Below are 26,757 nucleotides of genomic sequence, written 5' to 3' on the forward strand. Positions count from 1 at the left end.
GTACTGACACGTAATTTCTGCCTTTACACTTTTGCTCCCTTTTATCTAACTCCTGAAAAAATGGGCGAACCGGGAGTCATCAGTAATCCACGAATATTCCACGAGGGTAGCATTTTGGTGTTTGGCGATTTGTTGCAGTAGCGATAGTGTAGGTTTAACAACAGTAGGTTCTAGGGTTTGACCTGTATTTTTGCGAACCAAGCGTGAAGTTAATAACTCTACAAATGCCCTACTACGTCCCCTTTCAGAAATTAAGAGAGCATCTTTAGATTTATTTTGAGCAATGAGGACTTGTTGCAGTATGCGGTAAGTACGAGCTTGTTCTTCAAAAATTGAAATTTTGTAGCTATCATTTTTACCCAATAATTCCCTGAGAGATTCCCATCTCTCAATACCAGTGCGGAGAATTTTTTCAGCTTCTGCAAGCTTGCCAGATTTATAGAGAGCTAATCCTAAATTATTTAGGCTTCCTCCTTCTCCATTGGGGTCTTTAATTTCACGTGCGATGGCTAAACTCTGTTGGTGGTAATCAATGGCTTTAGCATAGTTTCCCAAAGAATGGTAAGCAATTCCCAAATTTCCCAGAGATTGACCCTCCCCGAAACGGTTTTTAATTTCGCGTGCGATGGCTAAATGCTGTTGGTGGTAATCAATGCCTTTAACATAGTTTCCCAAAAAATAGTAAGCAAGTCCCAAATTTCCCAGAGATTGACCCTCCCCGAAACGGTTTTTAATTTCGCGTGCGATGGCTAATCTCTGTTGGTGGTAATCAATGGCTTTAGCATAGTTTCCCAAAGCTAGGTAAGTAGCTCCCAAATTTCCCAGAGATTGACCCTCCCCGAAACGGTTTTTAATTTCGCGTGCGATGGCTAAACTCTGTTGGTGGTAATTAATGCCTTTAACATAGTTTCCCAAAGCATTGTAAGCATTTCCCAAATTTCCCAGAGCGTTACCCTCCCCTAAACGGTCTTTAATTTCGCGTGCGATCGCTAATCTCTGTTGGTGGTAATCAATGGCTAAAACATAGTTTCCTAAAGAATAGTAAGCAAGTCCCAAATTTCCAACAGCTGCACCCTCCCCTAAACGGTCTTTAATTTCGCGTGCGATCGCTAATCTCTGTTGGTGGTAATCAATGGCTTGAACATAGTTTCCCAAAGAATAGTAAGCATTTCCCAAATGTCCAAGAGATTGACTCTCCCCTAAACGGTCTTTAATTTCGCGTGCGATGGCTAAACTCTGTTGGTGGTAATCAATGGCTAAAACATAGTTTCCCAAAGCATCGTAAGCAAGTCCTAAATTTCCAACAGCTGCACCCTCCCCTTGACGGTCTTTAATTTCGCGTGCGATGGCTAAACTCCGTTGGTAGTAATCAATGGCTAAAACATAGTTTCCCAAAGCATCGTAAGCAAGTCCCAAATTTCCCAGAGATTGACCCTCCCCTTGACGGTTTTTAATTTCGCGTGCGATGGCTAAACTCTGTTGGTGGTAATCAATGGCTAAAACATAGTTTCCTAAAAAATAGTAAGCATTTCCCAAATTTCCCAGAGCTGCACCCTCCCCTTGACGGTCTTTAATTTCTCGATAGATAATTAATGCTTGTGACCAAGATTTTAATGCAGCTTCAAATTGACTTGTTTGATACTGCTCAATACCTTGATCTAACAGTCTATCTGCTTCAGCTTTCCGTGCATCTGGTGTTTGCGCTACTACCGCAGATTCCCCAAATCTGCGGGGATTTAGCGTTACAGACTGCAACCCGGTGAGTAGCAAAGTGCTAGATACTATCAGTGAAAATTTATTGATTCGCATATTCATTGCCTAAGCTATTTTCCATATATTTCTCACTATTAGGAGGTTATGCAAATGTCACAATTGAAAGATAAATTGAATTTTGTAGTAAGCACAAAGCGTGGTTAAAAAGCGCTTAAGCGCTTACTACGTACTACAAAAAATATGCCATTAGGACACGCCAATCAGCGTAAAACCCGCCCAATCAAAAGGATTTGGATACTTTTTCATCGTTGTTAACATCGCTTGACGCAAGGCATAAGCTTTATCAGGATTTTTAGTTAGATTCTCATAAAAATTGGTCATTAGCAACACAGTTTCTCTGTCCGACGGACTCCACAAAGAACCAATGACGCTAGGCACTCCACCGGCGAAAAAAGACCGAGATAACCCAATCACACCATCTCCAGTAATTCTCCCTAAAGCTGTACTATCACTACTTAAAACAACTAGCTCTGCATTCAAATTTAAATTCATAATTTCTTCAGATTTCAGCCACCCGTCATCTTGACTTGACGGTGCAAAAGCCAGTTCACCAGGGATATTCATTCCCTCAAACTCAAGACAACCCTGTGTTGCAAAGTGAATAATTCTGGCTTGGGACATTCGCTGTTTGACTGTAGTTTCTGTTGCTACATCACCCGTGAGTGCTTGGGTATTGAAAAGACGGGCAATTTCTTTTGCTTCTTCTTCTGCACCCAGTAACTGGCTTAGTTGCTGCGGCTTTTCCCCAGGTTTAGGCGATACGCTGGGCATAGTGGGATTACCGACTACCAGGGTTGGTAGAGACGCGTTAGCGAAGCGGCACGAAGTGCAATTTCGCGTCTCTACAAATATTTGCTGTTGTCGTTGATAAAGTAAATCCAGCACTTGGATCGACGGAGCAGTAGAAATGGTATGCTTTTCAATTAGGTATTTACCGTTTGCATCTGGTAACGCCGCGAAGGGAACAAGAAACAGCGAATTTTGAGGAATGAAAATTATTTTCTCATCCGGTTGAGTTGGTAAAAGGTTTGCAATGGGTTGAATTAATAGTTGATGGAGTTTTTTTAATTTTTCGTTTGAGTTAGGCTTTGGTTTTGGTTCTACTGGTTCTACCTTAATCATGCCTTTAACATTTCCACGATTGACACCAATCGACTCACGACTTTTGGCAATTAAATCAGTTAAAGACGTTTTTTCTTTCTGCCACAGTGGTTTCAAGTCAACGTTACGAAATGTAATTTCGCCTGTAGGTTTAATCACCCAAATATACAATTCTGATTCCTTAGCTTCTCGTTTACCTTCAAAATTCAACTCATCAGTTATAATTGAATATTCAACAAGTGTGGCGTTTTGTTGTTTGGCAACTTGTTTAATTTTGTCAATCGATGGAGGAACCGATAAGTCATTTGTTGTCGATAAGCGCTTTGCCAATAAATCCACTAATGCACGGGTACGCCCTCGTTCAGAAATTACGAGCGCTGCTTCGGTAGGATTCTGAGCAATGAGGTTTTTTTGTAATTTTTGGTAAGGTGGTGCTTGGATATCTACAGTTTGCGCTAATACTTTATTTGCCTTAAATAAATTTAAAGGCATTGAGATAGTAGCCATGATGATCAAAGTGGGAGTGAGTTTAGGGATTAAACTTAAGAAGGTCATTTTTTGATTTTTCATTTTTGTGGTAATTTAGCTGTTTTTTAAAGGGTGAGAAACCCGACTTCTTTGAGAAGTCGGGTTTCTAGTCTAGTAGCATTTAGCTCTCCTGTATCTTCTGAATTGCGCTGTCTGCTTTTTGGGCAAATTCCTGGTTTCCTTCTTTTTTAAACAGTGTGGATGCTTTGCGTAAGTCAGCGATCGCTCCCGGTTTGTCTTTTAAGACATAGTTGGTAATACCCCGGAAGTAATGTGCATAGGCAATGTTGGGAGTAATTTCTAAGGCTTTGTCAAAATCTTTCTTGGCTGCTTGATATTGTTCTAAAGCAAAATTGGCTAATCCTCTACCGACGTAAGCATAAGCATTGTTGGGTTCAATTTTCAAGACTTGGTTAAAATCTTCAATTGCTCCTTTATAATCTTCCTCATCAATCCGCTTCAACCCTCGTTCTAAGTATGTATTAGTATCATTTGTATTCTTATTCTCGGATTTGGAAACTTGCGCTATTATTTGCGCTGTGAGTATTTGCTGAGTGTTGAACAAGTTTCTAGCATCAGCTTTGGGGCTGATAGCGATTGTTCCTAATGCTAAGATTGCTACTGCTAGTTTTAGACCTTTCATTGTTGCATCTCCTAAAATTTACTTGCTTACGTATACATATTTCTGAGGGGGTGGGAGGTTATGCAAACATTCGGCAGAGGAAATTAAATCAGAAACCCGACTTCTCACAGAAGTCGGGTTTCTAATGCCTCAGCTAGCGACAATAAGTATTAATATTTAAGGAGTGGGGGAATTACTGCCTACTGTTTGTTGTTGATTACACAGCTTATCGGGAATATCTTGGCGAATCTGAGCCAACTCTGGGGATGGTTTTTCCACAGAGTAAGCTTGCTGCAAAGCATCTGACCACAACTGCTTATTAGCAAAAAAATTGGCTTTTGCTGTGGCGATCGCCTCTATATTCGCTCCCTTTGCTTTCAGTTGATTTTCCAGAGTTCTCAATTGGGAGGTGATGCGATCGCGTTGTTGCGACTCCATCACCTGAAACGGAACGGATTTATTGGGAGATTCACCGATAAACACCCACCAGTCGTATTTTTGACCTGGTTGTAGCGCCTTTCCTGTATAATTTGTAATCTGCGTGGCTGCTACAGTTTGACTCCACAAGTCTTCATTACTACCTGCTGTCCGCACTGCTATTTTTTGTACCGAACCGTTCCAAATAAATAGTGGGCGATCGCTCCAAACAATTCTATGTGGCTTTGGAGCATCTGGAGAAATCATGCAGATAAATAAAGGATCGCGGGAACCACCTTTGCGCGGTTTTATGGGAGGTTTCGGGCTAAACAAAGCCTGAGAAATCTTTGTCCAAGAAAAGATTTGTTGTATTGGTTTTTTCTTGACACTTTGAGCTTGATTGGGTATAATGTGCGAAATGCTTAAAGCTGTGGCTAATAGCAGTATAGGCAGCAAATATTTATTCATTAACTTTTCTCCTCAACACAGATGGTAGAACATAAATCCACAAGGTTGCAGACGGTAAAAACCAAGGTAAAAGTACGGCAGTTGATGAAATGTAAATCTGTAAACTAATCAAACCGTATAGTAATGTGATTATAGCTACTAGTATTATCCCAGGAGCGTGATGTTTTTTTGTTTGTCGCAATAAATACATTGTTTTCCCTAACAATATCGCTATTACAATCATCCACAAATCGGGAATCGGCACAACTAATCTTTGATTCAGTAAATGATGTACCATATATGCATGATATTCACCACCTGTAAAAACTTGACTTTGGTTAACAGGATTTTCTTGACTTCGCCAGTAAGCAACTGCTGCTGGTAGTTCAAAATTGTCCTCATCATCTTTTGACACACCAGCTTCGCCATATCCCCCTGGTGCAACAATTACAATTTGCTTTTGCAAGTTAGGGAAAGCACATTTTTTCCCAACTCCCGTACAGACTTTCCGGCGGAACGTCTCTTCCCCTTCTAATAATTTCCAAGCGGGAATGGGATGGTATATCTGATCGGGGGGAATGGAAAAGTCTATAATTGGGTGCAACCACATTTGACCAATCCAATAACTCAAGGCTGTCAGTGGTTGCAGACGCGATCGCTCTGATGTCAAAATCGTTTTATTGTCTTTGTTGCCAGCTTCAAGATTAGCGCTTATTTGTTGCCAAAAATCTTTCTGACTATTCAATTGCGGTTTTGGGGAGTTGGGTAATTGCTGTAACTGCTGGGAAATAGCCAACAAGCCGGCGAAAAACAAAGGTTCCGAGTTAGACTTGACAATCGGGAACAGTTGCATATATCCTGGCAGAACATCGATTTCGCCTTGCAAACTCCAATTAGGACTAGCGATATGGGGTAAAACCTTCAGCCATTCCCCACTTTTTACGCGGGTTGTAGCGAATACAAACGTTGTCGGGTTTGGGCTTTTCACCGCTGCTTGTAGAGATTGTGCAAGGATATTGTCGCTTTTTCCTTGATGTCGATCTAGAAAATAATCTATACCGACTACCCTGGCTTTTGCAACCGTAAGTTTATCCACCAGACGCGCTAAATATTTGCGCTCCATTGGTTTAGGATTAGATATGCCTGCATCTCGAATTGACTTTTCATCAATTTGCACCAATAAAACCGGGGGTGTTAGCACCTCAACTTGATGTGTAACTTGACGATACATCGCCTGTGCCAGTAACCGCCGTTCTAATAAAAATTGCTGCACAGGTAGTTGTAAACTAATTAATATCAGAGATGAGAGAGCGATCGCTTCTCGACGAGTCGGTATCAAATTTTTGAGTTGTTGTTTGAGTCCAAAAGGTTCGAGACGAAATAAAGGCGCTTCTGGATGCCGAAATAAGGAAGGGGTTAGGTAGGAACTCGGATAAGTCAGATTTTTTTCTAACTTCAGATACTCGCAAGCAGCTAACAATGATTCGTGAACATCTTTATATTCTGTCAAAGCTTGTAGAAACAGAACGAAAAATTCTTCAGCAACGCGGTTATGAATTGGTTCTCGCATGACTGCAACTTGACTTAAACCTAAGTCAATCAGTTTATTTGCGATACTCAAACCGCTGCAAGAATTGAAAATTGCAAACTGCAATCCGCGTTCTTTCGCAACAGTCAAACATGGGACTATTTCGCTGAGTGATAAAGCCACATTTGGGGCTATGGATAACTCTCCTCCTGTTAAACTAGTTTCATTACTATGTCCGGCAAAAAATAAAATATCCCATCCGGTTTTCGAGGCGATCGCTTCAACTATTTCAGTTTTTAATTCAGGAATATCTTTTCCTGGTTGCCAACCGATAAATTTAACTTCCGCGATTTTTTCTAAAGAACTAATGGCAGATTTTTCCGAATTGAAATTTAAACCAGTATCATCGCCTAAAATTGCCAAAACTCTCGCTTTCCGATTGCAGCGATTATTTGAAGTTGTCACCTTTTCCCGGATATTAAGAGGTGCGCGGACGATATGAATTTTATCAGCAGCAAATTCCGTATTAATTTCCCAAGCTTCCCAAGGTAAACGCGCTAAATCTAAAGGATTGCAACTGAGGAAGACTTCTACGGGGGGTGTGTTTGTTGCCAATTCTCTATTTTTATTGGCAATTACTGACCGAATTTCATATAATTCAGCACTGCGTAACCAATTGTGAAACTCATACAAAAGCTGTGCTTCCGCTTGCACTAATTTAGCGTGCCAATCAATAGGGGGTGCAGCTAAAATACCAGCATCTGCAACTCTTCCACGCAAGGAAGTTTGATAAAAGTTTAGATAAGTACGCTGCCATTCTTGATAAAGCTTAGTCAGATTTTCAGGATAGGTAAGTGTAGCATTAATTTGCTGCCCTTTTCCCCAGGAAAGTTCAAATAAACAAACTTTGTCGATTTGTTGAACTTTGAGATATAAAGCAGAAGCGTTCATTAGTTTCTTTGTCTCCTATTATTCCCCCGTTTGTTAATTTTGCCCTGGATAAAATGTAAATGGTGGTAAAGTTAACTCAATACCATCCATGAAACTTACACTAACAATAAACTTCTCATCCCAACTGCCAACAACACGAGTAAACAAATAAGAACCACCGCTTTCTTGATTTATCCCCTGTTCTACTAAAATGCCCGTTTGGTCACTCACTCTTAGTTTCAAGTTATACGGTAAATTGTTCCCTGAAGGTATACCTAACACTAGCAATAATGTCCATAAATGGGGGTCTGATTCAGATAGCAATTGCCAAGTAACAGCATACAATCGTAGTTGAAACCCGGCTAATAGCAAATCTTTGAAAGCTGCACGCGCCTGCAAGGGAATTTCTAAACCTTGTTGTTGAAGTTGTGATTTAATCGCTGTAAATTCTTCTCCGGGGCTTCGCATTGCTGTAGCTGGTGCAATAGGCAACAGCACCCAAGAAAATTCCTGCGCTAAATTATCCAATTCATCCCACAACCAACGTCCTACATTGAGCGCTGGTTGTGTTAACAATTTGATTAAATCTGATAAATTGGTAATTGCTAATTGATAATTGCTAATTGGTAATTGTTGGATCTGCAAATTATACACCCAATTGAGTAATTCTGGACTGGTGAGAACTGTGATTCCTTGTTCCCAATTTAAAACCTGCCATAATTCAAGTTCAGGAGAATGCAATTGAGGTAACAATGTTGTTAATTCATCCTGTATTCTAGAAAGGTTGTAAGCTCTTTCTGGTGGTACAGTGGGTAAAGCGATCGCCTCTGGTTCTAGACAACGCAAATATAGCAACAAACGGTCTGGATTATCTTCAAACCAAGTCAAAGGTAGCTGATATGTCCAATCTTCTTGGGGTACTAAATTAACATTTACCAATCTTTCTGTCAGTTGCTGATAGGATAAAAACCCTTGAACAACAGCGCATTCTTGTTCTTCTAAAACTTCGACTAATACATAAAAATGGGTCAGATATTCTGGTAAATCTACAACTGCTCTAGTAATAAGTACTTCTTCGTCTGTAAGGCTACCAGTAGCAATTAGACACAGTTTAAATTCACCCACTTGTAAATTGCTAACGGTGGAAATGGCATTAGCAATTGCTGGTTGGAAAACTGTGCATTGTTCTCGATTAATGCTTAGCGAATTATCTCGTTCTTTTAGCCATTGTTCAAAGGCGAATAGAGCCAAAACATTCAAATAAGTTTGCCATTGATAAGTTGAATTATTAATTTGACTACTGAATTCTACTGCCTGATTAATTTCGTCAGGTGAAAGGATAATTGCTGATGTAGGCAATCGTTCAAAGTCAAAGAACATTTGTTGAGGATTAATAGAGAAATTAGTCATACGATTTTGGATTTTGGATTATCCACGCTACAAATTAGAAATTTTTAACTGTAAGCAGAGCCTTTCTGTAAAATGGCTTCTAGAAGAAATATTTTTCGCACTTTGAGCCTCTGCTTCTGCCTGGGAAATTAAGTTTGTAATTTGTTCATTCAGGGCTAGTGTAATTTCATTTTCTAAAGTGGCAAGACGTTCTGGGGTAGAATAGTTCAAGGCTAGTTCGATGACGTGCGATCGCAGTATCACTAAAAGCTGCTGTTGGACATCGGTGCGAAATTCCTTGAGTTTCAGCAAGCGAGTCACTGCATCCTGTGCGCGTAGTCCCAAACGCTTGGCAATTTCTGCCATTGGCACTTTCTCACAATGAGATAAGTGGAGTGCTGTTAGGAACTTTCTTGCCTTTTCCTCGTCCTTACGTTGTAGTTGTCTCACCCGTGATTGAATCGTCATTGTCAATGCTTGATCTAAGCTTGCTTGAAACTGCGGACGATAAGACTCTAAAAACTCAACTTGTTCCTCAAGATCCCAAGAGTTAGCATCAGAGGAAGGGATACGCTCAAGTAAGGTATTATACTCATTACCAGCAGCATCCAGAGATTCTGTGAGGAGATAACCACTTCGGACATGAATCCGGTACTGTCGCAGGCGGTTAGCGAGGTTTTGCAGTTGTCTCATCACAATTTCACTCTCCAGTTTCTGGTTAGTCTTACCTTCGAGACGTTGGGAGATTTGTTGCAGTTGTTGAGTTGTCGGTGTGGTACATCTTCCCCCTCCTCCACGAGAACGTTTTTGCAGGCGATCGGCACGGTAGACAGCATGATATGCTTCTAAAAGTTCAAGCGAAAGCTTAATTTCCGTAGGTGTGAGCGAGTGATAATCTCGCAAAATTCGCGCTAGCTGTTTTGGTTGAGTATCATTGAGAATCGCCCAGTCACTGATAAGATAAACTCCGCACTCCAGCAAAAACCTATTCAGTGCCGGATGCTGTTTTACCCTTCTGCTTGTCCAGGTTGTGAGACTGCTTTGTTCTGGGTCAAAACTCTGTAAAATTTCCCTAGAAAAGCAATTATAGGACGTTGGCGGTTTTAAGCTACCATCATCATCAAGGACATATGGCAGTAAGTCACGACAAGTAAACCCATGAAAAGCACCAAACTGGGTTTCCAGTTGTAAGCAAACTTGCTCAATTTGCCAGGAGATGAAGCAGAGTAAACAACGTTCCGCCATAGCACGCTCACTATTGGCAGCATCCCTTACCCATCTTAGTAGCTGTTGCTGGATATTGTCAGAATATACATCACTTTGAGATGGCTCAGCTAACGCCGAGGCTAAAAACGCTTTGGCTGGTAGAATTTCCAAGATTTGGCGATTTCCCGCCGCATCAATTCTTACCAGTCTCCAGTATTTTGATTTAGTCATCAACTTTGGATAAATGACTCTGGGCTTTGAACACAACTCAAATATTTTCCCTCCTGTGGTCTGAATTCGTCATTAATTTTTAAATCTAGACTGCTATCGCTTATGCAGTTTTGCCTGCATATTGAATCCTGGCATCTATATAGTGGTTCCCCATCTATTCGCGAAAAATAGCAAGAATCTTCTAGAAAAAGCAAGATTCTTCAATACGGTAAGCTGGTGAAGAATAAATATACAAAAAGCAAGGTAGATAACTTTATGCCATGAGGGATGGTGGCGATCGCTTGCTTTACACGCTTGTTTGCCCGCGAGGCAATCGTCAACGAACTAGATTAGAGTAAAAATAAGGAGCTAGCAGATGAAAATTGAAGGTGCAGTGACGCTTGTTACCGGTGCTAATGGCGGAATTGGCAAGCACTATGTAGAGGCATTAAAGACGGCGGGAGCAGCACGGATCTATGCCGCTGCCCGTGACGCCGGAAAAGTTGCCGACCTGGTTTCCATAGACCCAAAACGAGTCATTGCAATTGCACTCGATATCACTAATGAGAAATCGATTGCGGAGGCTGCCGCGCATTGTCAAGATGTCAATTTGTTAATTAATAATGCTGGCATAGCCCTCTTTAAAGGACTGATCGCTGCGCCAGATTTGAGCAGCGCCAGATCTGAAATGGAGGTCAATTATTTTGGCACTCTGGCGATGTGCCGCGCTTTTGCACCCATTCTTAAAAACCATGGCGGCGGGGCAATCATTAATATGCAGTCAATTTTGTCTCGTGTCAGCTTACCCCGCAATGGAGGGTATAGCGCCTCAAGAGCAGCTTCCCTGTCAATGACTCAGGGAGTGCGGGCGGAGCTTGCAGCACAGGGAACTCTGGTTGTCGCTGTCATGCCTGCAACCGTTGACACTGATATGAGTAAGAATGATCCACCGCCGAAGGTGTCCCCAAATGAGGTAGCTGCATCCGCGTTGCAAGCGGTTATTGATGGTGTAGAGGAAATTTATCCAGGTGAGCAGGCAACGAGTATGGCAGCACAACTACTGAGTGACCCCAAAGCAGTCGAAAAGTATCTGGCGACTATGCTACCCACTGCTTAAGTTGAAGCAATATTCAGGTGATTACTGAGATGGAAATCTATTCAGAAGCCGAGTTCAACAAAATGTTCACGCACCATACAGCGACAGTCGGCGATGTACGGCTGCACTATGTGATTGGTGGCAAAGGCGACCCTGTAGTGTTGCTGCACGGTTGGCCTCAAACGTGGTATGCATGGCGCAAAATCATGCCTGCGTTAGCCCAGCGGTATACTGTACTCGCACCGGATTATCGAGGCGCGGGCGACTCTTCCAAGCCTTTTAGCGGCTACGACAAGCGTACCGTCGCTGACGACATCTACGCTCTTGTCCAACAACTTGGCTACGAACGCATCAACCTCGTTGGTCACGACCTTGGAATGTTAGTCGCATACGCCTACGCTGCTGCTCATCCGGAAGCGGTCAGTCGTCTCGTGCTGCTCGACTCTCCGCTGATGGGTACGACCGTATGGGATCAGTTTGCGACTGGTCCGGGAGCTTGGCACTTCGCGTTTCACGGTACGGCTGATTTTCCTGAAATGCTAGTGACTGGTAGAGAGCGCGAGTATCTGACGGCAATCTACAAATCTTGGGGACATAAACCCTTGGTCATGACTGAAGAAGAGATAGGAGAGTATGTGCGCGCTTACTCCGCGCCTGGTGCACTGCACGCTGGGTTCGAGCTTTATCGCGCCTTTCCCAAGGATTTGAAGCAATTCAAAGAATTAATCAAACGACAGCTTCCTATGCCTGTGCTCGCGCTCGGCGGTGAAACCAGTGCCGGTCCCTTCATTGTGGATATGGTACGAGAGGCGGCGTCGGACGTGCGCGGTGGTTCAGTTCCCCACGCCGGACACTGGATCGCAGAAGAAAACCCAGACTACCTGATCCAGCAGCTTCTCACCTTCTTTAATGAAGCAAAATGATACTGGAGAAAGATCATGAGTAATACCAATTCTCTTTGTAGTTGCCACACATCTTTACCCCCCAACCCCCCTTCAAAAGGGGGGCTTGAAGGGATCTTGTGTAGCCAGCTTTTGGAGAAATGGTATAACACTTTTGAAGAGAAAAGCTCAACGCTGAATACTGCGAGCCTCCCCTTGGGAGGAGCTTCGCTAACGCTAACCAAAACTTTTTCATCCCACTTACAAATTTGTCGCCACCAACAGAAGCACCAAGTGCGACAATGTTAGTAATGGAAGGCTCAAAGCACGGGATTCTAGCCAGTTCCGTACTGATAGCAAATGTAGCGCCTGGTGAAGGACCACCACTACACCTGCACTACACAGAAGAAATTCAAGTGTTGCCGGAGTGTCGTGCTGAGTTTTTAATTGGCGATAAGCGCTTCACCATTGATGGAAGCACCTGAAGTTGGATGGGTATCTTTATAAACAATTACTGCCCCGTTAATAACAGTATTATTACTGTTATGATTTGTATTTGTAGAATCACGCTCAGCCGCACCGCTTGTGCCACTGCGCATTTTTCGCCGCCGGACGCTGGTAGCAGAAGGCTGCGATCAGTTCTCTTGTCAGTGCGGCAGTTGGTTCAATGGTTTTTATTATTACATTATATATGCAGTAAGTGATTCGCGAATCTGAATGTAAGTAAAGGAAAAACTTTTATGGCAAAACTTGATGGAAAAGTGGCAATTGTCACCGGCGCATCACGGGGAATAGGAAAGGCGATCACTCAACGATTAACTCAAGATGGTGCAGCAGTGGTAATCAATTACGGACGAAGTGCCGACGAAGCCGAGGAACTTGTCTCATCTATTGAATCTCAGGGCGGTAAAGCCTTGGCAGTTCAAGCGGATATGAGCCAAGTAGCAGATATTCGCCGCCTATTTCAAGAGACTATGAATAAATTTGGTCAACTAGACATCTTAGTCAACAACGCTGGTATTGCCAAAGCTGCACTCATCGCTGAAGTAACAGAGGAAGATTTTGATGCAGTGTATGCAGTCAATGTTCGCGGTGTTCTCTTCGCCTTACAAGAAGCAGCACGGCACATAAATGACAATGGACGCATCGTCATTATCTCATCGACCACGAGTGTATACCCTAGTCCAGGTCTTGCCGTTTATGCCTCTAGCAAAGCTGCAGTAAAACTTTTCACTGAAATCCTTGCGGCTGAGGTGGGAGGACGTGGAATCACTGTTAATAGTGTACTTCCCGGTCCGACAACTCCAGGAATGTTTGAGAAAAGATCGATTGAGGAGCAACAAGCAGCAGCTAAGAGTTCTCCTTTTAATCGGATTGGAAGAGGTGAGGACATTGCCGATGTGGTAGCATTTCTCGCAAGTGTTGAATCTCGCTGGATTACCGGGCAGCACATAGTTGCCAACGGCGGAGCAAAAATTTGATACGTTGATTACAAAAGGTTGGTGAATTGTGGGAAATCTTCGTGAAAAAGTGGCAATCGTCACGGGAGCTTCGACAGGAATCGGAAAAACTGTCGTCGAACGTTTGGCAATGGAAGGGGCGACGGTAGTCCTCACCTACGCGAAAAGTGCAGATAAAGCACAACAGGTGGTTGCAGCGATTGAAAGCAACGGTGGAAAGGCGCTTGCACATCAAGCCGACTTCACCAAGCTAGATGACATCCGCAACTTGTTCCAACAGACGCTTAACAGCTTTGGCAAAATCGACATCCTTGTCATTAGTGGTAGCGCTCCTAGAATTTCCAAACCTTTTGTCGAGACAACAGAAGAAGATTTCGATTATGCGTTTGCGTTTAATGCCAAAGGCAACTTCTTTGCAATGCAGGAAGCAGCAAAACACATGGCAGATGGCGGACGTATAGTAACTTTTTCAACTCCATACACTGTGCAGCCGCAGGCGAATATGGGGGTGATTGCTGGTAGTAAGGCTGCCGTGGAGCAATTTACCTTTACACTAGCAAGGGAAGTAGGTGTACGTGGAATTACTGTGAATGCTGTGATGCCTGGTCCGACAACTACAGAGTCTTTCGATAGTGTGGTTTCACCTCAAGAGCAGGCTGAGTTAAAACGCATTTCTCCTCTGCAACGGTTAGCAGAGCCTGGTGATGTTGCCGATGTTGTTGCGTTTCTCGTCAGTGACAAAGCCAGCTATGTTACTGGACATGTTCTACATGTTACTGGTGGGCTGGCATAGTTTTAGTAATTTACAGCTAAGAGGAATCAAAATGCCGACGATCGCCAAAAATAATGACGTTATTACGGTGATATTTATCTTCGCAGTGGAACCTGAACGTCAGCAGGAACTGGTAGATATCATCGTTGACTTTCTCAAATCAACAGTAAAATATAAACCGGGTTTTGTTTCCGCAAGTATCCACAAAAGTTTGGATGGTGTGCGAGTTTTTAACTATGCCCAGTGGAAAACTCAACAAGACTACGAAGCTTGGGCATACAGTCCCCAAGATCAAGCATTCGGTGCAAAGCTTTCTCAGTTTCATTTACTAGACTCGCACATTTACGAGGTGGTAATTTCTCAGCCAGAGGATGCCACACTCAAAATTGCCACAGGAGATCTGATTCACTTTGCCGAATTTCGAGTCAAGCCGGAGAACCAACAACGCGCTTATTGAGTTGGAGCGAGAAAACGTTGCGATCGCGCTGTTGCATCCAGACTTAATCTCAGCCAACTTCCACCGTTCGCTCGACGGCACTCGCACTGTAAACTACGGGCAGTGGCGCAGTTTAGAGAATTTTGAAGCATTACTGAAAGAGCCAAAGTATGCTCCAGTGCGTGAGTATTGGCAAGGTTTAGCTGAGAATGAGTTTCATCTTTACTCAGTGGTATTTACTGAACCTGCTGAGTGATTGATGTTGCAGTTCGTTTTTGCTAAGTATGCTGGAAATTTCGGTATTTGTGCAAAAAGTTTACTAATTAAAAGGATAGATAACTTATGGCATCGCTAGCAGGGAAAGTGGCAATTGTTACAGGCTCTTCGCGGGGTATTGGCAGAGCTATTGCAGAAAGATTAGGACGTGACGGAGCAAATGTTGTCGTCACTTATGCTGGAAATCAAGATAAGGCAGAAGAAGTAGTTTCAGCAATTAAGGCACATGGAACAGATGCGATCGCGATCCAAACAGACATGAGAAAAATCGCAGATGTCCGTAATCTCTTCCAAAAGACACTTGACCACTTTGGCAAAATAGACATTCTTGTCAACAACGCTGCGGGGAAAAACGTTTTCAAACCAACTGCTGAAATGACACAAGAAGAGTATGATAGTATGTTCGACATCACCAGAGGGGTCTACTTCGCCCTTCAGCAAGCAGCACATCAATTATCAGATAATGGCAGAATTGTCAGCATTTCCACTGGTGGCACATCAATGGCGATACCAGCGGGAGGGGCATATGCTGGTAGCAAAGCAGCGATTGAGCAATTCAGTATGGGACTGGCAAAAGAGCTAGGCGCACGCGGTATTACGGTTAACACTATTGCCCCTGGTGTTACGGAAACAGATGGTCTAGTGCTAGAACAAGAGCAAGTTAATCAAATGATTGCTCAAACACCACTTGGTCGCCTTGGTCGTCCTGATGACATTGCCAGTGCTGTGGCAATGCTAGTATCTGATGATGCTCATTGGATTACTGGTCAAAATATCCGCGCTACAGGCGGAATTGTTTAGTTAGGGCATGAATGAGGAGTTAGCCCGACACAGCTACAAGCTCAGTTGGGGAACTCCTAAAATTAATCATCTAAAACTTTTTTTTATTTGAATTATAGAATTTCGATATCGATTTACTGTAATATTTGGATACGATCTTTTTTTGACAAGAGGCGAAAGTCTCTTAGCAAGTAAAACACTTGGTATATCAGAGTTCTTGTCTTTATGGAACTCAGGCATACTCATATTTTTTTGTACGAATTATTATTTAGTAATCAAAGAATAAACCTACATATAGTATAGTCAATGAACGCGATAATTACAATTTCGGCTCTAACAGTTGGTATTGTTGCCTTAACGACCAACAACACAACGATATCCAACTCATCTACTCAAGCTCAGCAGCCACAAAAGGTAAGCCAAGCCAGTACACAAAAGGTGGCGACAGTAAAAATAGATGGATCTAGTACAGTATATCCGATCACGCAAGCGATCGCCAAAGATTATCAATCAAACACAAAGAACTCTGTACAACCGACGGTAACTATTTCTGGTACTAGTGGTGGTTTTGAAAAATTCTGTACCGGAAAAACAGACATCAATAATGCTTCCAGACCAATATCAAAAGAGGAGATGGAAGTTTGTAAGAAAAATGGTGTCAGGTACATAGAAATTCCCATTGCCTTCGATGCTCTCACCTTAGTGGTCAATCCACAAAACAATTGGGCAAAAGACATTACCTTAGCAGAGTTGAAAAAGATGTGGGAACCAGCCGCGCAAGGGAAAATTACTCGTTGGAATCAGGTACGTTCATCTTGGGTAGATCGTCCCCTGAAATTGTATGGTGCAGATCAAAAATCTGGTACATTCGACTATTTTACAGAAGCAGTAGTTGGCAAAGCTAAAGAAAGTCGTACAGACTACACTGCAAGCGAGGATGATGAAGCATTAGTAGCAGGAGTCACTAAAGATCCAAATGCTTTAGGTTACTTTGGCTACGCCTATTATGAAGAACACAAAGGGAAATTAAAAGCGTTAGCTGTTGATAGTGGTAAAGGACCAGTTTTACCATCTCGTGAAACTGTGGAAAAATCTAGGTATCAACCACTGTCTCGACCTTTGTTTATCTACGTAAATCCTTGGACCGCTGAGTATAAACAAGCGGTTTACCAATTTGTCGATTACTATCTTGAGAGAGCGGCGAAAGTATCAACCACTGTAGGTTATGTTCCTTTACCTGCAGAAGCCTACCGCATCGGTTTTGTTCACTTACACAAGGGTAAAGTGGGAACAGTATTTGATGGCAAATCTCAGTTTGACTTGACAATTGGGGAGTTGTTACGCAAACGAAAGCAGTTTTAACAAAACACAGAAACTAAGATCCTGCTCAGGGGATCTCGATCTATATGTCGTACTAAGCTTCCCCGTTATGTTATTCATCATAATGAGTCTTGGTACGGTGAATGTAGATCAGATTCTGTTCGTCATCAATCGTGTAAACAATTCTGTCTTAATAACTTAAACGAACGGAATAGAAACCAGCGAGATCTCCGACCAATTTTTTACCAGCATAAGGATTGATGCTAATGCTATCCTGAATAATTGTTTTAAGTTTCTGCTTCAATTTAGGAGTCAGTTTGGCAATATCTTTCTTGGCTTCCCTAGTAAAGCGGACTTCGTAAAACATTAATCAATATCTCCCAACACCTCGTCTAGGGAGTAAGAGGATGTTTGAAAAGTCAGGTAGGTTGTAAAAAAGCTCTCTCAGTATACGCGCTCGTATAGATAGTAAACAGCACCGAGAGAGCGACATGAGTAAAGCTACCAGGTGCAACCTGACCTTCGCCCAATATGAATTTCGAGCGTGACCTAATTTCAGAACCGAAACCCGGTGGTCGTCCCCGTGAAGTAGATATGTGGTCCGTCCTCAATGGAATCTTCTATGTCCGCAGTAGTTGGAGTTCGTGCCGCGTGCCTTACCTGGTGACTTTCCCCCAAGGCATGCCAGTGTACACATATTTCCGTTACTGGCGCAAAGACGGGACGTGGTTGCACATCCACGATCGTCTGCGAGAGTGGACGAGAATTGATATTGAGCGTCATCCGAGTCCATCGGAGGCAATCATCGATAGTCAAAGCGTGAAAAGTGCAGCGATGGTGAGTCAATCCGTGGGCTACGATGCAGGTAAGCAGCATTATTGGGCGCAAGCGGTTTATGACCGTAGATACTTTGGGACTAGTCTTAAGGGTATGGGTGACAGCAGCCAGTGTTGGAGAACGAGAATCCGGGAAACATGTACTCAAGCAGGTCAAAAAAATGGGCTTTCCATGTGTCCCGTTTGACAACTATCTGGGTGGATGGAGGGTTTAAGGGTGAGCTGTTCATGCAATGGGTAATGGAATGAGTGTTGTTGGATTGTCCAGGTAGTGCTACGACCAGAGCACTCCCTTGGGGAACGCGAGTGCTCAAAAAGCGATCTCGTTGTGGAACGCACTTTCGGATGGCTCATGGGGTGTCGCCGATTGGTCAACAGACGTTGAACTTCTGCCGGAAACATCGGAGACGTTCATCTACTTGGCTATGATCCGTATCATGGTAAGGCGATTGGCATAAATTTTCACTCTTCAAAACTTTTCAAACACCCTCTTAGATAAAATTTCTAATCCATTAAACCGTCAACAAGTAATATCCGAGATTTATAAACTCTGCGGTGATTTTGAGTATATTGAGATTAATAGCAGCAAGGATGAAGCCCGTGAATTTAGAAGCAAATTAAAAATGACTCCTTCACAAGAGAAAGGCACTAAGGCAGTTTGTCCTAGATATTGGTAACTAGGTGGATATAATATAAGTATCTTTGCCACCAAGAGCTAGCGACCTGGAAGGAGGATATCATGCTGCGTTAATGTTAGGGTTGCCGTTGTTGTCTGTAGCTTTGTCATTGTGGTTGGCGATCGCCACCCTGAATAGACATCACTCTGTAGAAAATTATCCCAGAGGGGCAATGTCTTGATGTGAGTTATTGCAAGAAATTAGTTATCAGAACAATGACTCTTGAAACTAAGGTTGTCTTTAGGGGTAGAGCGATTAACAAAGATAAGGATGTGTACAACTCAAAAGCTTTATCCTCATACACTCTTACGCATCCTTACCTCACTCTCTCCTGCGCGAGCCATGATCGTGCGAACTAGTGAGCCAAAAATGCGCCACCCCACTAAGCTCAAGCTAGCAAACCGTGTAGCCATTAGTAAATCTTCTAGTCGCACTTGTACAATTCCGTCAAATACCAAAGCGTTTCCAATTACATCGGGTAGATCGTTTGGTAACGGTGGAAGATACATACGCTGTGTAGAGCTAAACTTCAGTAGTTCTCCAAGTACTTGTTTGGCGTTTGGATCATCCTTTTTAATTGGTTGTACACGCAGTAGTGTTGCGTATTGACGACGTTTCGGGATGAGATCGCAAGTAGAAGTAGCGACTGCGAACTTCATTCCAGTGATGCGTTCTCCTAAAAAGTAAGCGGTGTCCGTACTGATAATGTCGCCTTGCAAAAGGATAAAGGGATCTTCTTCGGGAGCGATCAGCCCCCTAAGAAGCATATCTTGGTAGATAATAGGTTCACCTACAATAGCCCCCTTTTCATTAAACACGCGCTGGCGCTGATTTGTTTTGCCAAGTTTCAAGGCAAAGTTTTGGATAATCTTAAGGGCATTGTCGTCGTGAGATAGAGTTTGTAATTGCGCCTCAAGTTCTGCCAAATTAAGAGGCATATTAGGTGTAGTCAATGGGCATTACTCCCCTAAAAGGGCGCTTTTTGCATCAAGCGGACGCTCAATCTGGTTTGGATCGAGTTCTACTTGATCGTCTGGGTCTAGGTCAAGATCTTCGGGAAGCAGAGGCTCGAAGCTGTCACATGTGGGAAGCTCAGGTAAGCTACCTAACATTGTCACCGTCTCAACTAGCAAGTTGAGGCTCTCGGCATCGGGGTGTTTCTGCACAACACGAGCGGTATGTAATAGTACACGTAATCCTCGACGCAGGCGTTCCACATCACGAGCCAAGCCTAGTATTTTTTGAAAGTCTTGTTCCTCAAGAATGCGATACTGCCCAGTTTTAGTGTGCAGAATAGCAACTTTACCGTCTTTAAGAGACATGAGTGCTTTCGCGCCTTCTGCGCGAAATTTCTCAAATGATGACCAACTCGGTCCAAGCTGTAAATTAAGTGATGTTAAGTCTTTTGCTGCTAGTGGCATATGTATGACCTCCACTTTAAATATTAACGCAAATCGTTGGAAAAACGTTGGTGTTTTGGCAAAAAAAATAGAAGTGGTAAATCCTTCCTGTGAAGGAAGACGGCAATTTGTTTGGGTGGTAAGTTTCCCTCAGTTTTAAGCGATTAGTATACAATTTATGACGCAGGACACGCCCATTGTTGTCGATCACAGCCAGGAGGAAGCCACGCAGCAAGTTCTTCCCAATGCTAATCTGCTATATAGCTGCAAGACAGCTTTGACGGGTATGTATTTGGAGTACCACTATTCTCCACCGCACGAAACGCCGGAGCATTATCCAAATCAGCACGTAATTGCGATTCAAACAGAAGGAGCGGTACAGTCAGAACGCAAATTAGATGGGCAGTTTCGACAAGAATATATTGTCGCTGGAGATATTTGTGTTGTGCCTGCCCACACTCGTCACTGGATTCGCTCTCAAGATGAGCAAGGACTGATTTTACTAAGCTTTGATCCAGCTTTTTTGGGAAAAGTGGCACATGAGAGCGTCGAAATCATCCCGCATTTTGCCAAATCAGATCCGCTCATTCACCAGATCGGGATCAATCTCAAGACGGCTCTACAAGCTGATCCCATGAGTAGTCAGGTGTATGCAGAATCACTAGGCGTTGCCCTAGCTGCCCATTTGATGCGGTATTACGCTGCTGAAAAAAGAACGCTGCAAATTTCTACCAACATACCTCAAGCCAGTATTCAGCAAGCGATCGACTATATCAACGATAACTTAACTGAAAATTTATCACTCTTAACGATCGCCACCACAGTAGGCATGAGCCAATACCATTTTTGTCGCGTATTCAAAAAAGCGACTGGGTTGACGCCTTGGCAATATGTAGTGCAACAGCGCATCGCCGCCGCAAAAAGATTGTTAGCACAGCCATTATCGATCGCTGAAATTAGTCTTAGATTGGGCTTTGCGAATCAAAACCAATTTGCCACCTTCTTTCGCAAGCATACAGGCGTACCTCCACGGCAGTACAGGCAAGGGCTATAAATATATCTAAAGGTGGATTTAGTTGCAAAGCGCAAGAATTGAAACATTTTAGCAAGAATTAGTAGAGAAAAAGCTTGCGGCGATCGCTACGCTAATAGTCATTAGTAGACACTGCACGAAATTCCCACTCTTATTTACGTTTGTTTGGACACAGTTATGGATCAGAAACGCTCAAGAGCAGTGACAGCAGTTTTGCTTACCGGGAATTGAAATATTGATACTGTTTAAAGGTTAGTTATGAAAGTTCTTGTGACTGGTGCAACAGGATATGCTGGGTTTTATGCGGCTCTAGCCTTACGACAAGCGGGACATCAGGTTTATGGACTTGTGCGCGACGACAGCAAACCCCGCGCCCAAGACTTGCAACGCCAAGAAGTAAATCTAGCGATTGGGGATATCAAAGAGCCAGACTCCTATCGAAAAGTCTTGGAAAACAGCGATGTCTTGATCCACGCAATGATGGATTTCAAAGATCCTCAAGGGGCTGATTTGACTCTGTTTGAAACCCTCCGGCAAGTAGCCGAATCTTCACCCCGAAATCGACTGTTTATTTACACCACAGGCTGCTCAATTTACGGCAAGCGTCCAGAGCGAGTCATGGATGAAACCACCCCCGCCAATCCAGAGCATAAACTTGCCTTTCGCATGGAGTTTGAGCAAGAACTCTTTGCCATGCCAATTCCCCAGTGTCGGAAAGTTGTGCTGCGTCCCGGTTTTATGTATGGTTTGGATGGACATTCGAGTGTGAGTGGGACGTGGTTTAAGATGGGTGAGCAAGGGAAAGCCATTTATCGCGGCGATCCAGAAAAAGGTTGGTCGTGGATTCATATTAGCGACTTGGCAGAGGCTTACGTGCGAGTGGCAGAAAGTGGAGCCGCGATTGACGGTGAAGTGTTTTGCCTTGCAGATGAACAGCGTCCCAAGTGCGTTGAGGTGATGAAAGCTTGTTTGCAAGCAGCAGGGTACACCGGAGAAATCGAATTTGCTCCACCGCAAGAAGACGATATCACAAGTACTTGGTTTAATCAAAACGAGTTTATCACTTCGCGTAAAGCTTATCGGTTGCTCGGTTGGGTTCCGCGCCACACCGGAATTATCGATGAAATTGAAACTTACTACGGTTCATGGAAAGCGCAAAAGTCCAACCACAAAGAGTAAGATAAGACGCCGATAACACAAGCATCGCTCAATCAAAGTAGGAGAATTATGTCAAAGGAAACTATCCGAGTTGTGGCTCATATTTTTGCTTTACCCGAAAAAGCAGAACAAGTGAAGTCAATCTTGAGTGGGTTGGTTGAACCAACAAGGCAAGAGCTTGGCTGCATCCATTACGAATTACTGCAAAGTCGCACTAACCCAACCGAATTTACTCTGCTTGAAGAATGGGAAACTCAGGCAGCGCTAGATGCACACTCCGCCGCTAATTTCGTCAAAACAGCAGAAGCGAAAATGGACAGCCTACTTATTACCAGTCCGCCCGATGTCCGCTTTTATCTATCGATAGCATGAAGGACAGGATGTAAAACAGGTGCGCTCCCATGTGTACATGAAAAGAGATGGGCGTTGGCAGATGATTTTGGGTCAGACAATCCCCATTTTGGATTTCAATTAAGAAATGGGATCGATAGTCTAGTTAAATTGAGCTTAAATAGAGGCGATCGCGATGACTATAAGTATTCAGACGGAAAACAACTCGCAAACTAAGTTGCTGCAAAACAGAGTAGCCCTGATCACTGGTGCTAGTCGAGGTATTGGTGCTGAAGTTCAAGGCTAATAGCTTAAGTCAGAAGACAGCTGATTGAAAGAGTTATTCAGTAAGCTAATCGTGTGCTTAAGCTTTAAGTCAAGAAATTTATTTCTTGAGTGACAAAAATTATGGTGTAACTGAGCCTACCAACGTGCCTCATAGATGGAGCGAATCTCGATATGTCAAGCATAAATTCAAGCACCCAGAAATTCCAAAACCCAAATTCGCTTCCTGCCAAAGCAACTCTGTTGCTAGTTAGTACATTAACTGTAATGGCTGGGGCAACAATTTCACCTGCACTCCCAGCAATGCGGCAGTATTTTACCAGTGAGCCAAATGCTGATTACTGGGTAAGATTAGTGTTAACAGTTCCAGCACTTTTTATCGCCTTGGGAGCGCCATTTGCCGGAACTATAATTGATAGATTTGGACGCAAAACTTTGTTGAGTATAGCTGTATTTATTTACGGTTTGGCGGGTAGTTCTGGATTTGTGTTAAATTCTTTAGGAATTATTTTATTGGGACGAGTTTTACTTGGTTTGAGTGTAGCAGGAATTATGACTACTGCTACAACGTTAATAGCTGATTATTATACAGGAGCTACACGTACTCTATTTTTGGGCTTGCAAGCAGGATTTATGGGTTTGGGTGGTGTAATTTTCCTATCTTTAGGAGGCTTTCTTGCTGATATAAATTGGCGGATGCCATTTTTAATTTACCTAATTGCTTGGCTAATTTTGCCATTAATTGTAATTTTTTTACCAGAACCTAATCGCGCCACTAGTAATACTTCAACACAATTGCTCAAAATTATGGGGTCGTTTTATTTGGATTGACAATTGCTGGATTGGGACTGGGGTTGTTAACTCCTAACATGAATGTTTGTTTAACTTCTGTGGTTCCAAGTATGTCTCGTGGAAAGGTTTTGGGTGGATTAACAACAGCATTTTTTCTTGGTCAATTTACTTCCCCAATTATCAGCCAACCTTTGAGTCAAGCTATCGGTTTGAGTGGTACTTATGGCTATGGGGCAAAACTAGTATTTATCTTTGCTTTTATTGCTTTTGTTGTGATGCTGCGTTGGAAGTAAAGGGAGCAGGCTCATGCTCCCAGAAGGTGCTGATTCACCCACGCTCTAAATACTTCTTAATACAGTGAACTGAACCCAAGTTTTGTGCAAAGGGATGAAAATCAGCAAGTTGGTGAACAACGAAACCTAGCTTTTCCCAGATACGCTTGTTTTCAGCATCAATTGCTGCAAGTTCTTCCCAATCACCATAACCGTAAGTTGGTAGCCAAACATGATTTCCATCACAAGAATCGATTTGTACCAAGCAATTATTCGCTGTAGCAAAATACCAAGTACGGATTTTATCTGTGCTATTATCGACATATGTTATGGGTAAAGGATTACGAATCACCTCAAATCCCATGTTTTGCAGACTTTTGGCAACGTCATCAAAAATCTCTGCCGTTGCATGTTTAATCGGTTCGCGCCCTAAAATTTTGTCTGCAACAGTTGGAGAACCCACCAACAACCGATACTTTCCTTCAGCATTTCGTCCAGCTAGTGATATAAACATATCAATGTGAAATATCGGTTGTTTATCTCCTGTCCCCAAATATATTTCTTCTACCCATTGCTCTTTATTAATCGTAATTGGGCGTTGCTGATACTGCGGCACAGGTAATTCTGTACCTATATAGATAATTTGGCGTTTCGGGTCAAAGGTTTGACTGTATAAATGTTTAATAAAAGCATCTACTTCCGTATTTTCAGGAAGAAGAATATTTACATTATCTTCAATCAAATCCTTGGTTTTTTTCGGGTAGTCAGCACCAATAAAAACAAAATCATCCCCAATCAGTATATTTCCACCTTGAAAATAGAGAGGAGACTGGATGCTTTGTATATTTGTTGCTTCTGCAAACAACTCGGCAATTGCTGCATCACCCCTACGATTAAAAACTTGTGGTTCAACCAAGAAAATTGTGCTGGGATCTGTTGCTATATCATGAACTACAACGTAAGGATCTTCTGCCCAAACCAGAAAATTCAAATACTCAGGTGCTTCAACAATAGTAGAACGACTAGACGCATCGGCTGCATCAAGGGCTGCTTGGAGATCGCTTGTAACACTTGGATGGCTGAGGATAGTAAATGTCGTCTGTGGTAGTTGGCGAAAAAGATCCTCATAAACTTGTTTGTAACTATACTCGCCGCTAGCATAGCTAGGATAACATAGAAGTATGTGCTGAATTTGACCGTGAGCAGAAGAAACAATTTTTGGTTCACCAGGTCCTGGTTTAATAATCTTAGCTTCTAGTTCTCTGAGAGTTATTGAGCTGTCAGCCAACGCAGTTTTGGGTGCGATTGATCGTTCTGCTACAGCAGTACTTAGCTTAGGTTGATTGCGCCGAGAAAGACTTGCAGGTAGTGGAAGATTGTTTGTGCGGATTTTACTGTACACAGTCATAATTCTCCTAAAGGTTAATCAAAGTTATGCACCTGATTCTTTATGCTTGGATTCATCTTGCATATCAGGTGCTTACTTTACTTATTTATGGGTGTAGAAACATAGAGCATATGCAGTTAGAGGGCAAGTACTTTTGATTAAAATAGCTTTTCCTACCTCAGTAATAGTACGGTGTAATCTGTGTAAGGTTAGACAGTAATATTCTTATTTAAGACTGTGCATTTAAGGATTTGCCAAAATTGGCAACTATTTCGCTACAGGACTTTTACCAATCAGGAGCATTACTAAAAATGGTTAAACCGCTACCAACACCAGTTCTTAAACCTAATCCAACTAAAAATCAAACTAGTCTCACTCACAGTACGGGAATAGTTTTAGGCGACAACGTGATTTGGATTCCCAGCGAATTACCTAATGGTCATATAGTGTTAATTGGTGCTTCTGGTAGTGGGAAAACACAGACACTCAAGGCGATCGCCTACGAGTTACCAAAGCTATTTTCTCAATTGAGAATTATTCTTATAGATTTCCACGGGGATTTGGAATTACCCCAGGAAGCTTACTACCCTCTAAATATGGAATCACCACTAGGTATCAATCCTTTGACAATCGACTTAGATACTAAAGGAGGTGGTCCAAATTTACAAGCGATCGCCGTTGCTGCTATCTTAAAAAAAGCTCTTGTGTTGGGAGCTAATCAAGAAGGGTTGGTCATCTCCATCATCAACAGTTGTTATAAACAAGCTGGCATTATTCAAGATGATCCCACTACTTGGATGCTGGAGCCACCAACATTTGCTGATGTCAGAGTTGAAATTGACCAACGGATTGAATTTGGCTGTAAAGAATCGCAAAAGTTAGCTTTGAAGCTGGCTGCTACTTTTCAGTATGGTATATTTGACAAACCTCAGCCATCCCTTGATGCGCCACTCATCCGTTTTGATTTGTCGGCATTAGGTAAAGTACCGGGATTGAGTGCTGTAGCCGCAGAAACACTGATTAAACAGGTGATGGATTCACATCGTATACTTGGCGAAATAGAAGGTAAAACTCCGAGAACCTTTATTTTTGTGGATGAGGCAAAGGAAATTAAAGATTCACGGAGTATAAAATTAACAATGACTGATGGGAGGAAGTACGGATTGTGTGCAGTTTTGGCATCACAGCGGGATGCGGAGATTAGTGATGAGGCGATCGCTAACAGTTCAACAAAAATTGTGCTACAAGTGGATCAAAGCGAAGTCAAGCGAGTATCTCGTCGGTTTCGTTTTGCAGAAAATTTAGTTGCCTGTTTGCAACCGTTGGAAGCACTAGTGAGAATCCCCAGTAGCTACTCTTCCTTCTCAAGAAGCTCCTGGGCTTTGTAGTAAAGGTAAGCTATAGGCAGAAATAAA

General features: G+C 42.8%; 28 protein-coding genes and 1 pseudogene. 18 read left to right on the forward strand and 11 right to left on the reverse strand.

Annotated elements, in window-relative coordinates; genetic code table 11:
* Nucleotides 1–45: 45 nt before the first annotated feature.
* The 7 genes from ICL16_RS07550 to ICL16_RS07580 form a co-directional block, all read right to left on the reverse strand.
* A complete protein-coding gene (locus ICL16_RS07550; RefSeq protein ID WP_190826264.1) occupies nt 46–1,809 on the reverse strand; it encodes a tetratricopeptide repeat protein in 1,764 nt (587 codons plus the stop codon).
* A gap of 150 nt (nt 1,810–1,959) precedes the next feature.
* A complete protein-coding gene (locus ICL16_RS07555; RefSeq protein WP_238360647.1) occupies nt 1,960–3,381 on the reverse strand; it encodes a CHAT domain-containing protein in 1,422 nt (473 codons plus the stop codon).
* Between the two features lie 142 nt (nt 3,382–3,523).
* On the reverse strand, nt 3,524–4,045 hold the full coding sequence (locus ICL16_RS07560; protein WP_190826245.1) for a tetratricopeptide repeat protein: 522 nt from the start codon (nt 4,043–4,045) through the stop codon (nt 3,524–3,526).
* 156 nt (nt 4,046–4,201) lie between these two features.
* Entirely contained in the window at nt 4,202–4,909 is a 708-nt protein-coding gene (locus ICL16_RS07565; RefSeq protein ID WP_190826246.1) for a DUF928 domain-containing protein, read from the reverse strand.
* Complete coding sequence (locus ICL16_RS07570) at nt 4,902–7,367, reverse strand: CHASE2 domain-containing protein (RefSeq protein ID WP_190826247.1); 2,466 nt, start codon at nt 7,365–7,367, stop codon at nt 4,902–4,904. The genes ICL16_RS07565 and ICL16_RS07570 overlap by 8 nt, the downstream gene beginning before the upstream one ends.
* A gap of 33 nt (nt 7,368–7,400) precedes the next feature.
* Nucleotides 7,401–8,756 (reverse strand): DUF1822 family protein, encoded by a 1,356-nt coding sequence (locus ICL16_RS07575; RefSeq protein WP_190826248.1) that lies wholly within the window; start codon nt 8,754–8,756, stop codon nt 7,401–7,403.
* A gap of 27 nt (nt 8,757–8,783) precedes the next feature.
* A complete protein-coding gene (locus ICL16_RS07580; protein WP_190826249.1) occupies nt 8,784–10,172 on the reverse strand; it encodes a hypothetical protein in 1,389 nt (462 codons plus the stop codon).
* Between the two features lie 355 nt (nt 10,173–10,527).
* Between ICL16_RS07580 and ICL16_RS07585 the strand changes: the two genes are divergently transcribed.
* The 9 genes from ICL16_RS07585 (at nt 10,528) to ICL16_RS07620 (ending at nt 17,214) form a co-directional block, all read left to right on the forward strand.
* Complete coding sequence (locus ICL16_RS07585) at nt 10,528–11,268, forward strand: SDR family oxidoreductase (RefSeq protein WP_190826250.1); 741 nt, start codon at nt 10,528–10,530, stop codon at nt 11,266–11,268.
* 29 nt (nt 11,269–11,297) lie between these two features.
* Complete coding sequence (locus ICL16_RS07590) at nt 11,298–12,170, forward strand: alpha/beta fold hydrolase (RefSeq protein ID WP_190826251.1); 873 nt, start codon at nt 11,298–11,300, stop codon at nt 12,168–12,170.
* A gap of 227 nt (nt 12,171–12,397) precedes the next feature.
* Nucleotides 12,398–12,613, forward strand: a complete 216-nt coding sequence (locus ICL16_RS07595; RefSeq protein ID WP_190826252.1) for a hypothetical protein — start codon at nt 12,398–12,400, stop codon at nt 12,611–12,613.
* A gap of 255 nt (nt 12,614–12,868) precedes the next feature.
* Nucleotides 12,869–13,609 (forward strand): glucose 1-dehydrogenase, encoded by a 741-nt coding sequence (locus tag ICL16_RS07600; protein ID WP_190826253.1) that lies wholly within the window; start codon nt 12,869–12,871, stop codon nt 13,607–13,609.
* Between the two features lie 28 nt (nt 13,610–13,637).
* Nucleotides 13,638–14,381, forward strand: coding sequence for an SDR family oxidoreductase (locus ICL16_RS07605; protein WP_190826254.1), 744 nt, complete (start codon nt 13,638–13,640; stop codon nt 14,379–14,381).
* A 31-nt stretch (nt 14,382–14,412) separates the two neighbouring features.
* Complete coding sequence (locus tag ICL16_RS45395) at nt 14,413–14,817, forward strand: antibiotic biosynthesis monooxygenase family protein (protein ID WP_238360648.1); 405 nt, start codon at nt 14,413–14,415, stop codon at nt 14,815–14,817.
* A 1-nt stretch (nt 14,818) separates the two neighbouring features.
* Nucleotides 14,819–15,052 (forward strand): hypothetical protein, encoded by a 234-nt coding sequence (locus ICL16_RS45400; RefSeq protein WP_238360649.1) that lies wholly within the window; start codon nt 14,819–14,821, stop codon nt 15,050–15,052.
* An 86-nt stretch (nt 15,053–15,138) separates the two neighbouring features.
* The gene (locus tag ICL16_RS07615; protein WP_190826255.1) at nt 15,139–15,873 is read left to right on the forward strand and encodes an SDR family oxidoreductase; all 735 of its coding nucleotides are present in this window, start codon (nt 15,139–15,141) and stop codon (nt 15,871–15,873) included.
* A 285-nt stretch (nt 15,874–16,158) separates the two neighbouring features.
* Entirely contained in the window at nt 16,159–17,214 is a 1,056-nt protein-coding gene (locus ICL16_RS07620; protein ID WP_190826256.1) for a PstS family phosphate ABC transporter substrate-binding protein, read from the forward strand.
* 148 nt (nt 17,215–17,362) lie between these two features.
* Here ICL16_RS07620 and ICL16_RS07625 read toward each other — a convergent pair whose 3' ends face one another.
* The gene (locus ICL16_RS07625) at nt 17,363–17,539 is read right to left on the reverse strand and encodes a type II toxin-antitoxin system RelE family toxin (protein WP_202895451.1); all 177 of its coding nucleotides are present in this window, start codon (nt 17,537–17,539) and stop codon (nt 17,363–17,365) included.
* A gap of 124 nt (nt 17,540–17,663) precedes the next feature.
* On the opposite strand from ICL16_RS07625, the pseudogene ICL16_RS07630 reads away from it, so the two are divergent.
* Both ICL16_RS07630 and ICL16_RS07635 read left to right on the forward strand, forming a co-directional pair.
* Nucleotides 17,664–18,466: pseudogene (locus ICL16_RS07630) on the forward strand (IS5 family transposase).
* 244 nt (nt 18,467–18,710) lie between these two features.
* Complete coding sequence (locus tag ICL16_RS07635) at nt 18,711–18,866, forward strand: hypothetical protein (protein ID WP_190826257.1); 156 nt, start codon at nt 18,711–18,713, stop codon at nt 18,864–18,866.
* A 115-nt stretch (nt 18,867–18,981) separates the two neighbouring features.
* On the opposite strand, the gene ICL16_RS07640 is transcribed toward ICL16_RS07635, so the two are convergent.
* Nucleotides 18,982–19,638: a hypothetical protein gene (locus ICL16_RS07640; RefSeq protein WP_238360650.1), complete on the reverse strand. Its 657-nt coding sequence runs from the start codon at nt 19,636–19,638 to the stop codon at nt 18,982–18,984.
* A gap of 6 nt (nt 19,639–19,644) precedes the next feature.
* Nucleotides 19,645–20,106: a hypothetical protein gene (locus ICL16_RS07645; protein WP_190826258.1), complete on the reverse strand. Its 462-nt coding sequence runs from the start codon at nt 20,104–20,106 to the stop codon at nt 19,645–19,647.
* 4 nt (nt 20,107–20,110) lie between these two features.
* Here ICL16_RS07645 and ICL16_RS46675 point away from each other — a divergent pair, with 4 nt between their 5' ends.
* From ICL16_RS46675 to ICL16_RS45405, 6 genes are all read left to right on the forward strand, one after another.
* Nucleotides 20,111–20,245 (forward strand): hypothetical protein, encoded by a 135-nt coding sequence (locus tag ICL16_RS46675; RefSeq protein ID WP_273038500.1) that lies wholly within the window; start codon nt 20,111–20,113, stop codon nt 20,243–20,245.
* 18 nt (nt 20,246–20,263) lie between these two features.
* Entirely contained in the window at nt 20,264–21,139 is an 876-nt protein-coding gene (locus ICL16_RS07650) for an AraC family transcriptional regulator (protein WP_190826259.1), read from the forward strand.
* Between the two features lie 237 nt (nt 21,140–21,376).
* The gene (locus tag ICL16_RS07655; RefSeq protein WP_190826260.1) at nt 21,377–22,297 is read left to right on the forward strand and encodes an NAD-dependent epimerase/dehydratase family protein; all 921 of its coding nucleotides are present in this window, start codon (nt 21,377–21,379) and stop codon (nt 22,295–22,297) included.
* Nucleotides 22,298–22,345: 48 nt separating this feature from the next.
* A complete protein-coding gene (locus ICL16_RS07660) occupies nt 22,346–22,648 on the forward strand; it encodes a putative quinol monooxygenase (protein WP_190826261.1) in 303 nt (100 codons plus the stop codon).
* Nucleotides 22,649–23,065: 417 nt separating this feature from the next.
* Nucleotides 23,066–23,722, forward strand: coding sequence for an MFS transporter (locus ICL16_RS07665; protein WP_238360651.1), 657 nt, complete (start codon nt 23,066–23,068; stop codon nt 23,720–23,722).
* Between the two features lie 71 nt (nt 23,723–23,793).
* Nucleotides 23,794–23,976, forward strand: a complete 183-nt coding sequence (locus ICL16_RS45405; RefSeq protein WP_238360652.1) for a hypothetical protein — start codon at nt 23,794–23,796, stop codon at nt 23,974–23,976.
* A 34-nt stretch (nt 23,977–24,010) separates the two neighbouring features.
* Here ICL16_RS45405 and ICL16_RS07670 read toward each other — a convergent pair whose 3' ends face one another.
* Nucleotides 24,011–25,363, reverse strand: coding sequence for a hypothetical protein (locus tag ICL16_RS07670; RefSeq protein ID WP_190826262.1), 1,353 nt, complete (start codon nt 25,361–25,363; stop codon nt 24,011–24,013).
* Nucleotides 25,364–25,653: 290 nt separating this feature from the next.
* Here ICL16_RS07670 and ICL16_RS07675 point away from each other — a divergent pair, with 290 nt between their 5' ends.
* The gene (locus ICL16_RS07675) at nt 25,654–26,730 is read left to right on the forward strand and encodes an ATP-binding protein (RefSeq protein WP_190826263.1); all 1,077 of its coding nucleotides are present in this window, start codon (nt 25,654–25,656) and stop codon (nt 26,728–26,730) included.
* Nucleotides 26,731–26,757 lie beyond the last annotated feature (27 nt).

The sequence above is a fragment of the Iningainema tapete BLCC-T55 genome (assembly GCF_014698965.1).
In the GTDB taxonomy this organism is placed as follows: domain Bacteria; phylum Cyanobacteriota; class Cyanobacteriia; order Cyanobacteriales; family Nostocaceae; genus Iningainema; species Iningainema tapete.

Bases quoted from the DNA above. Each gene is read 5' to 3' on its own strand.
- ICL16_RS07565 (WP_190826246.1), bottom strand. From the start codon at position 4,909: ATGAATAAATATTTGCTGCCTATACTGCTATTAGCCACAGCTTTAAGC.
- ICL16_RS07550 (WP_190826264.1), bottom strand. From the start codon at position 1,809: ATGCGAATCAATAAATTTTCACTGATAGTATCTAGCACTTTGCTACTC.
- ICL16_RS07570 (WP_190826247.1), bottom strand. From the start codon at position 7,367: ATGAACGCTTCTGCTTTATATCTCAAAGTTCAACAAATCGACAAAGTT.
- ICL16_RS07580 (WP_190826249.1), bottom strand. From the start codon at position 10,172: ATGACTAAATCAAAATACTGGAGACTGGTAAGAATTGATGCGGCGGGA.
- ICL16_RS07655 (WP_190826260.1), top strand. From the start codon at position 21,377: ATGAAAGTTCTTGTGACTGGTGCAACAGGATATGCTGGGTTTTATGCG.
- ICL16_RS07615 (WP_190826255.1), top strand. From the start codon at position 15,139: ATGGCATCGCTAGCAGGGAAAGTGGCAATTGTTACAGGCTCTTCGCGG.
- ICL16_RS45395 (WP_238360648.1), top strand. From the start codon at position 14,413: ATGCCGACGATCGCCAAAAATAATGACGTTATTACGGTGATATTTATC.
- ICL16_RS07555 (WP_238360647.1), bottom strand. From the start codon at position 3,381: ATGGCTACTATCTCAATGCCTTTAAATTTATTTAAGGCAAATAAAGTA.
- ICL16_RS07670 (WP_190826262.1), bottom strand. From the start codon at position 25,363: ATGACTGTGTACAGTAAAATCCGCACAAACAATCTTCCACTACCTGCA.
- ICL16_RS07665 (WP_238360651.1), top strand. From the start codon at position 23,066: ATGTCAAGCATAAATTCAAGCACCCAGAAATTCCAAAACCCAAATTCG.
- ICL16_RS07675 (WP_190826263.1), top strand. From the start codon at position 25,654: ATGGTTAAACCGCTACCAACACCAGTTCTTAAACCTAATCCAACTAAA.
- ICL16_RS46675 (WP_273038500.1), top strand. From the start codon at position 20,111: ATGACCTCCACTTTAAATATTAACGCAAATCGTTGGAAAAACGTTGGT.
- ICL16_RS07650 (WP_190826259.1), top strand. From the start codon at position 20,264: ATGACGCAGGACACGCCCATTGTTGTCGATCACAGCCAGGAGGAAGCC.
- ICL16_RS07600 (WP_190826253.1), top strand. From the start codon at position 12,869: ATGGCAAAACTTGATGGAAAAGTGGCAATTGTCACCGGCGCATCACGG.
- ICL16_RS07575 (WP_190826248.1), bottom strand. From the start codon at position 8,756: ATGACTAATTTCTCTATTAATCCTCAACAAATGTTCTTTGACTTTGAA.
- ICL16_RS07620 (WP_190826256.1), top strand. From the start codon at position 16,159: ATGAACGCGATAATTACAATTTCGGCTCTAACAGTTGGTATTGTTGCC.
- ICL16_RS07625 (WP_202895451.1), bottom strand. From the start codon at position 17,539: ATGTTTTACGAAGTCCGCTTTACTAGGGAAGCCAAGAAAGATATTGCC.
- ICL16_RS07590 (WP_190826251.1), top strand. From the start codon at position 11,298: ATGGAAATCTATTCAGAAGCCGAGTTCAACAAAATGTTCACGCACCAT.
- ICL16_RS07560 (WP_190826245.1), bottom strand. From the start codon at position 4,045: ATGAAAGGTCTAAAACTAGCAGTAGCAATCTTAGCATTAGGAACAATC.
- ICL16_RS45405 (WP_238360652.1), top strand. From the start codon at position 23,794: ATGTCTCGTGGAAAGGTTTTGGGTGGATTAACAACAGCATTTTTTCTT.
- ICL16_RS07585 (WP_190826250.1), top strand. From the start codon at position 10,528: ATGAAAATTGAAGGTGCAGTGACGCTTGTTACCGGTGCTAATGGCGGA.
- ICL16_RS07645 (WP_190826258.1), bottom strand. From the start codon at position 20,106: ATGCCACTAGCAGCAAAAGACTTAACATCACTTAATTTACAGCTTGGA.
- ICL16_RS07660 (WP_190826261.1), top strand. From the start codon at position 22,346: ATGTCAAAGGAAACTATCCGAGTTGTGGCTCATATTTTTGCTTTACCC.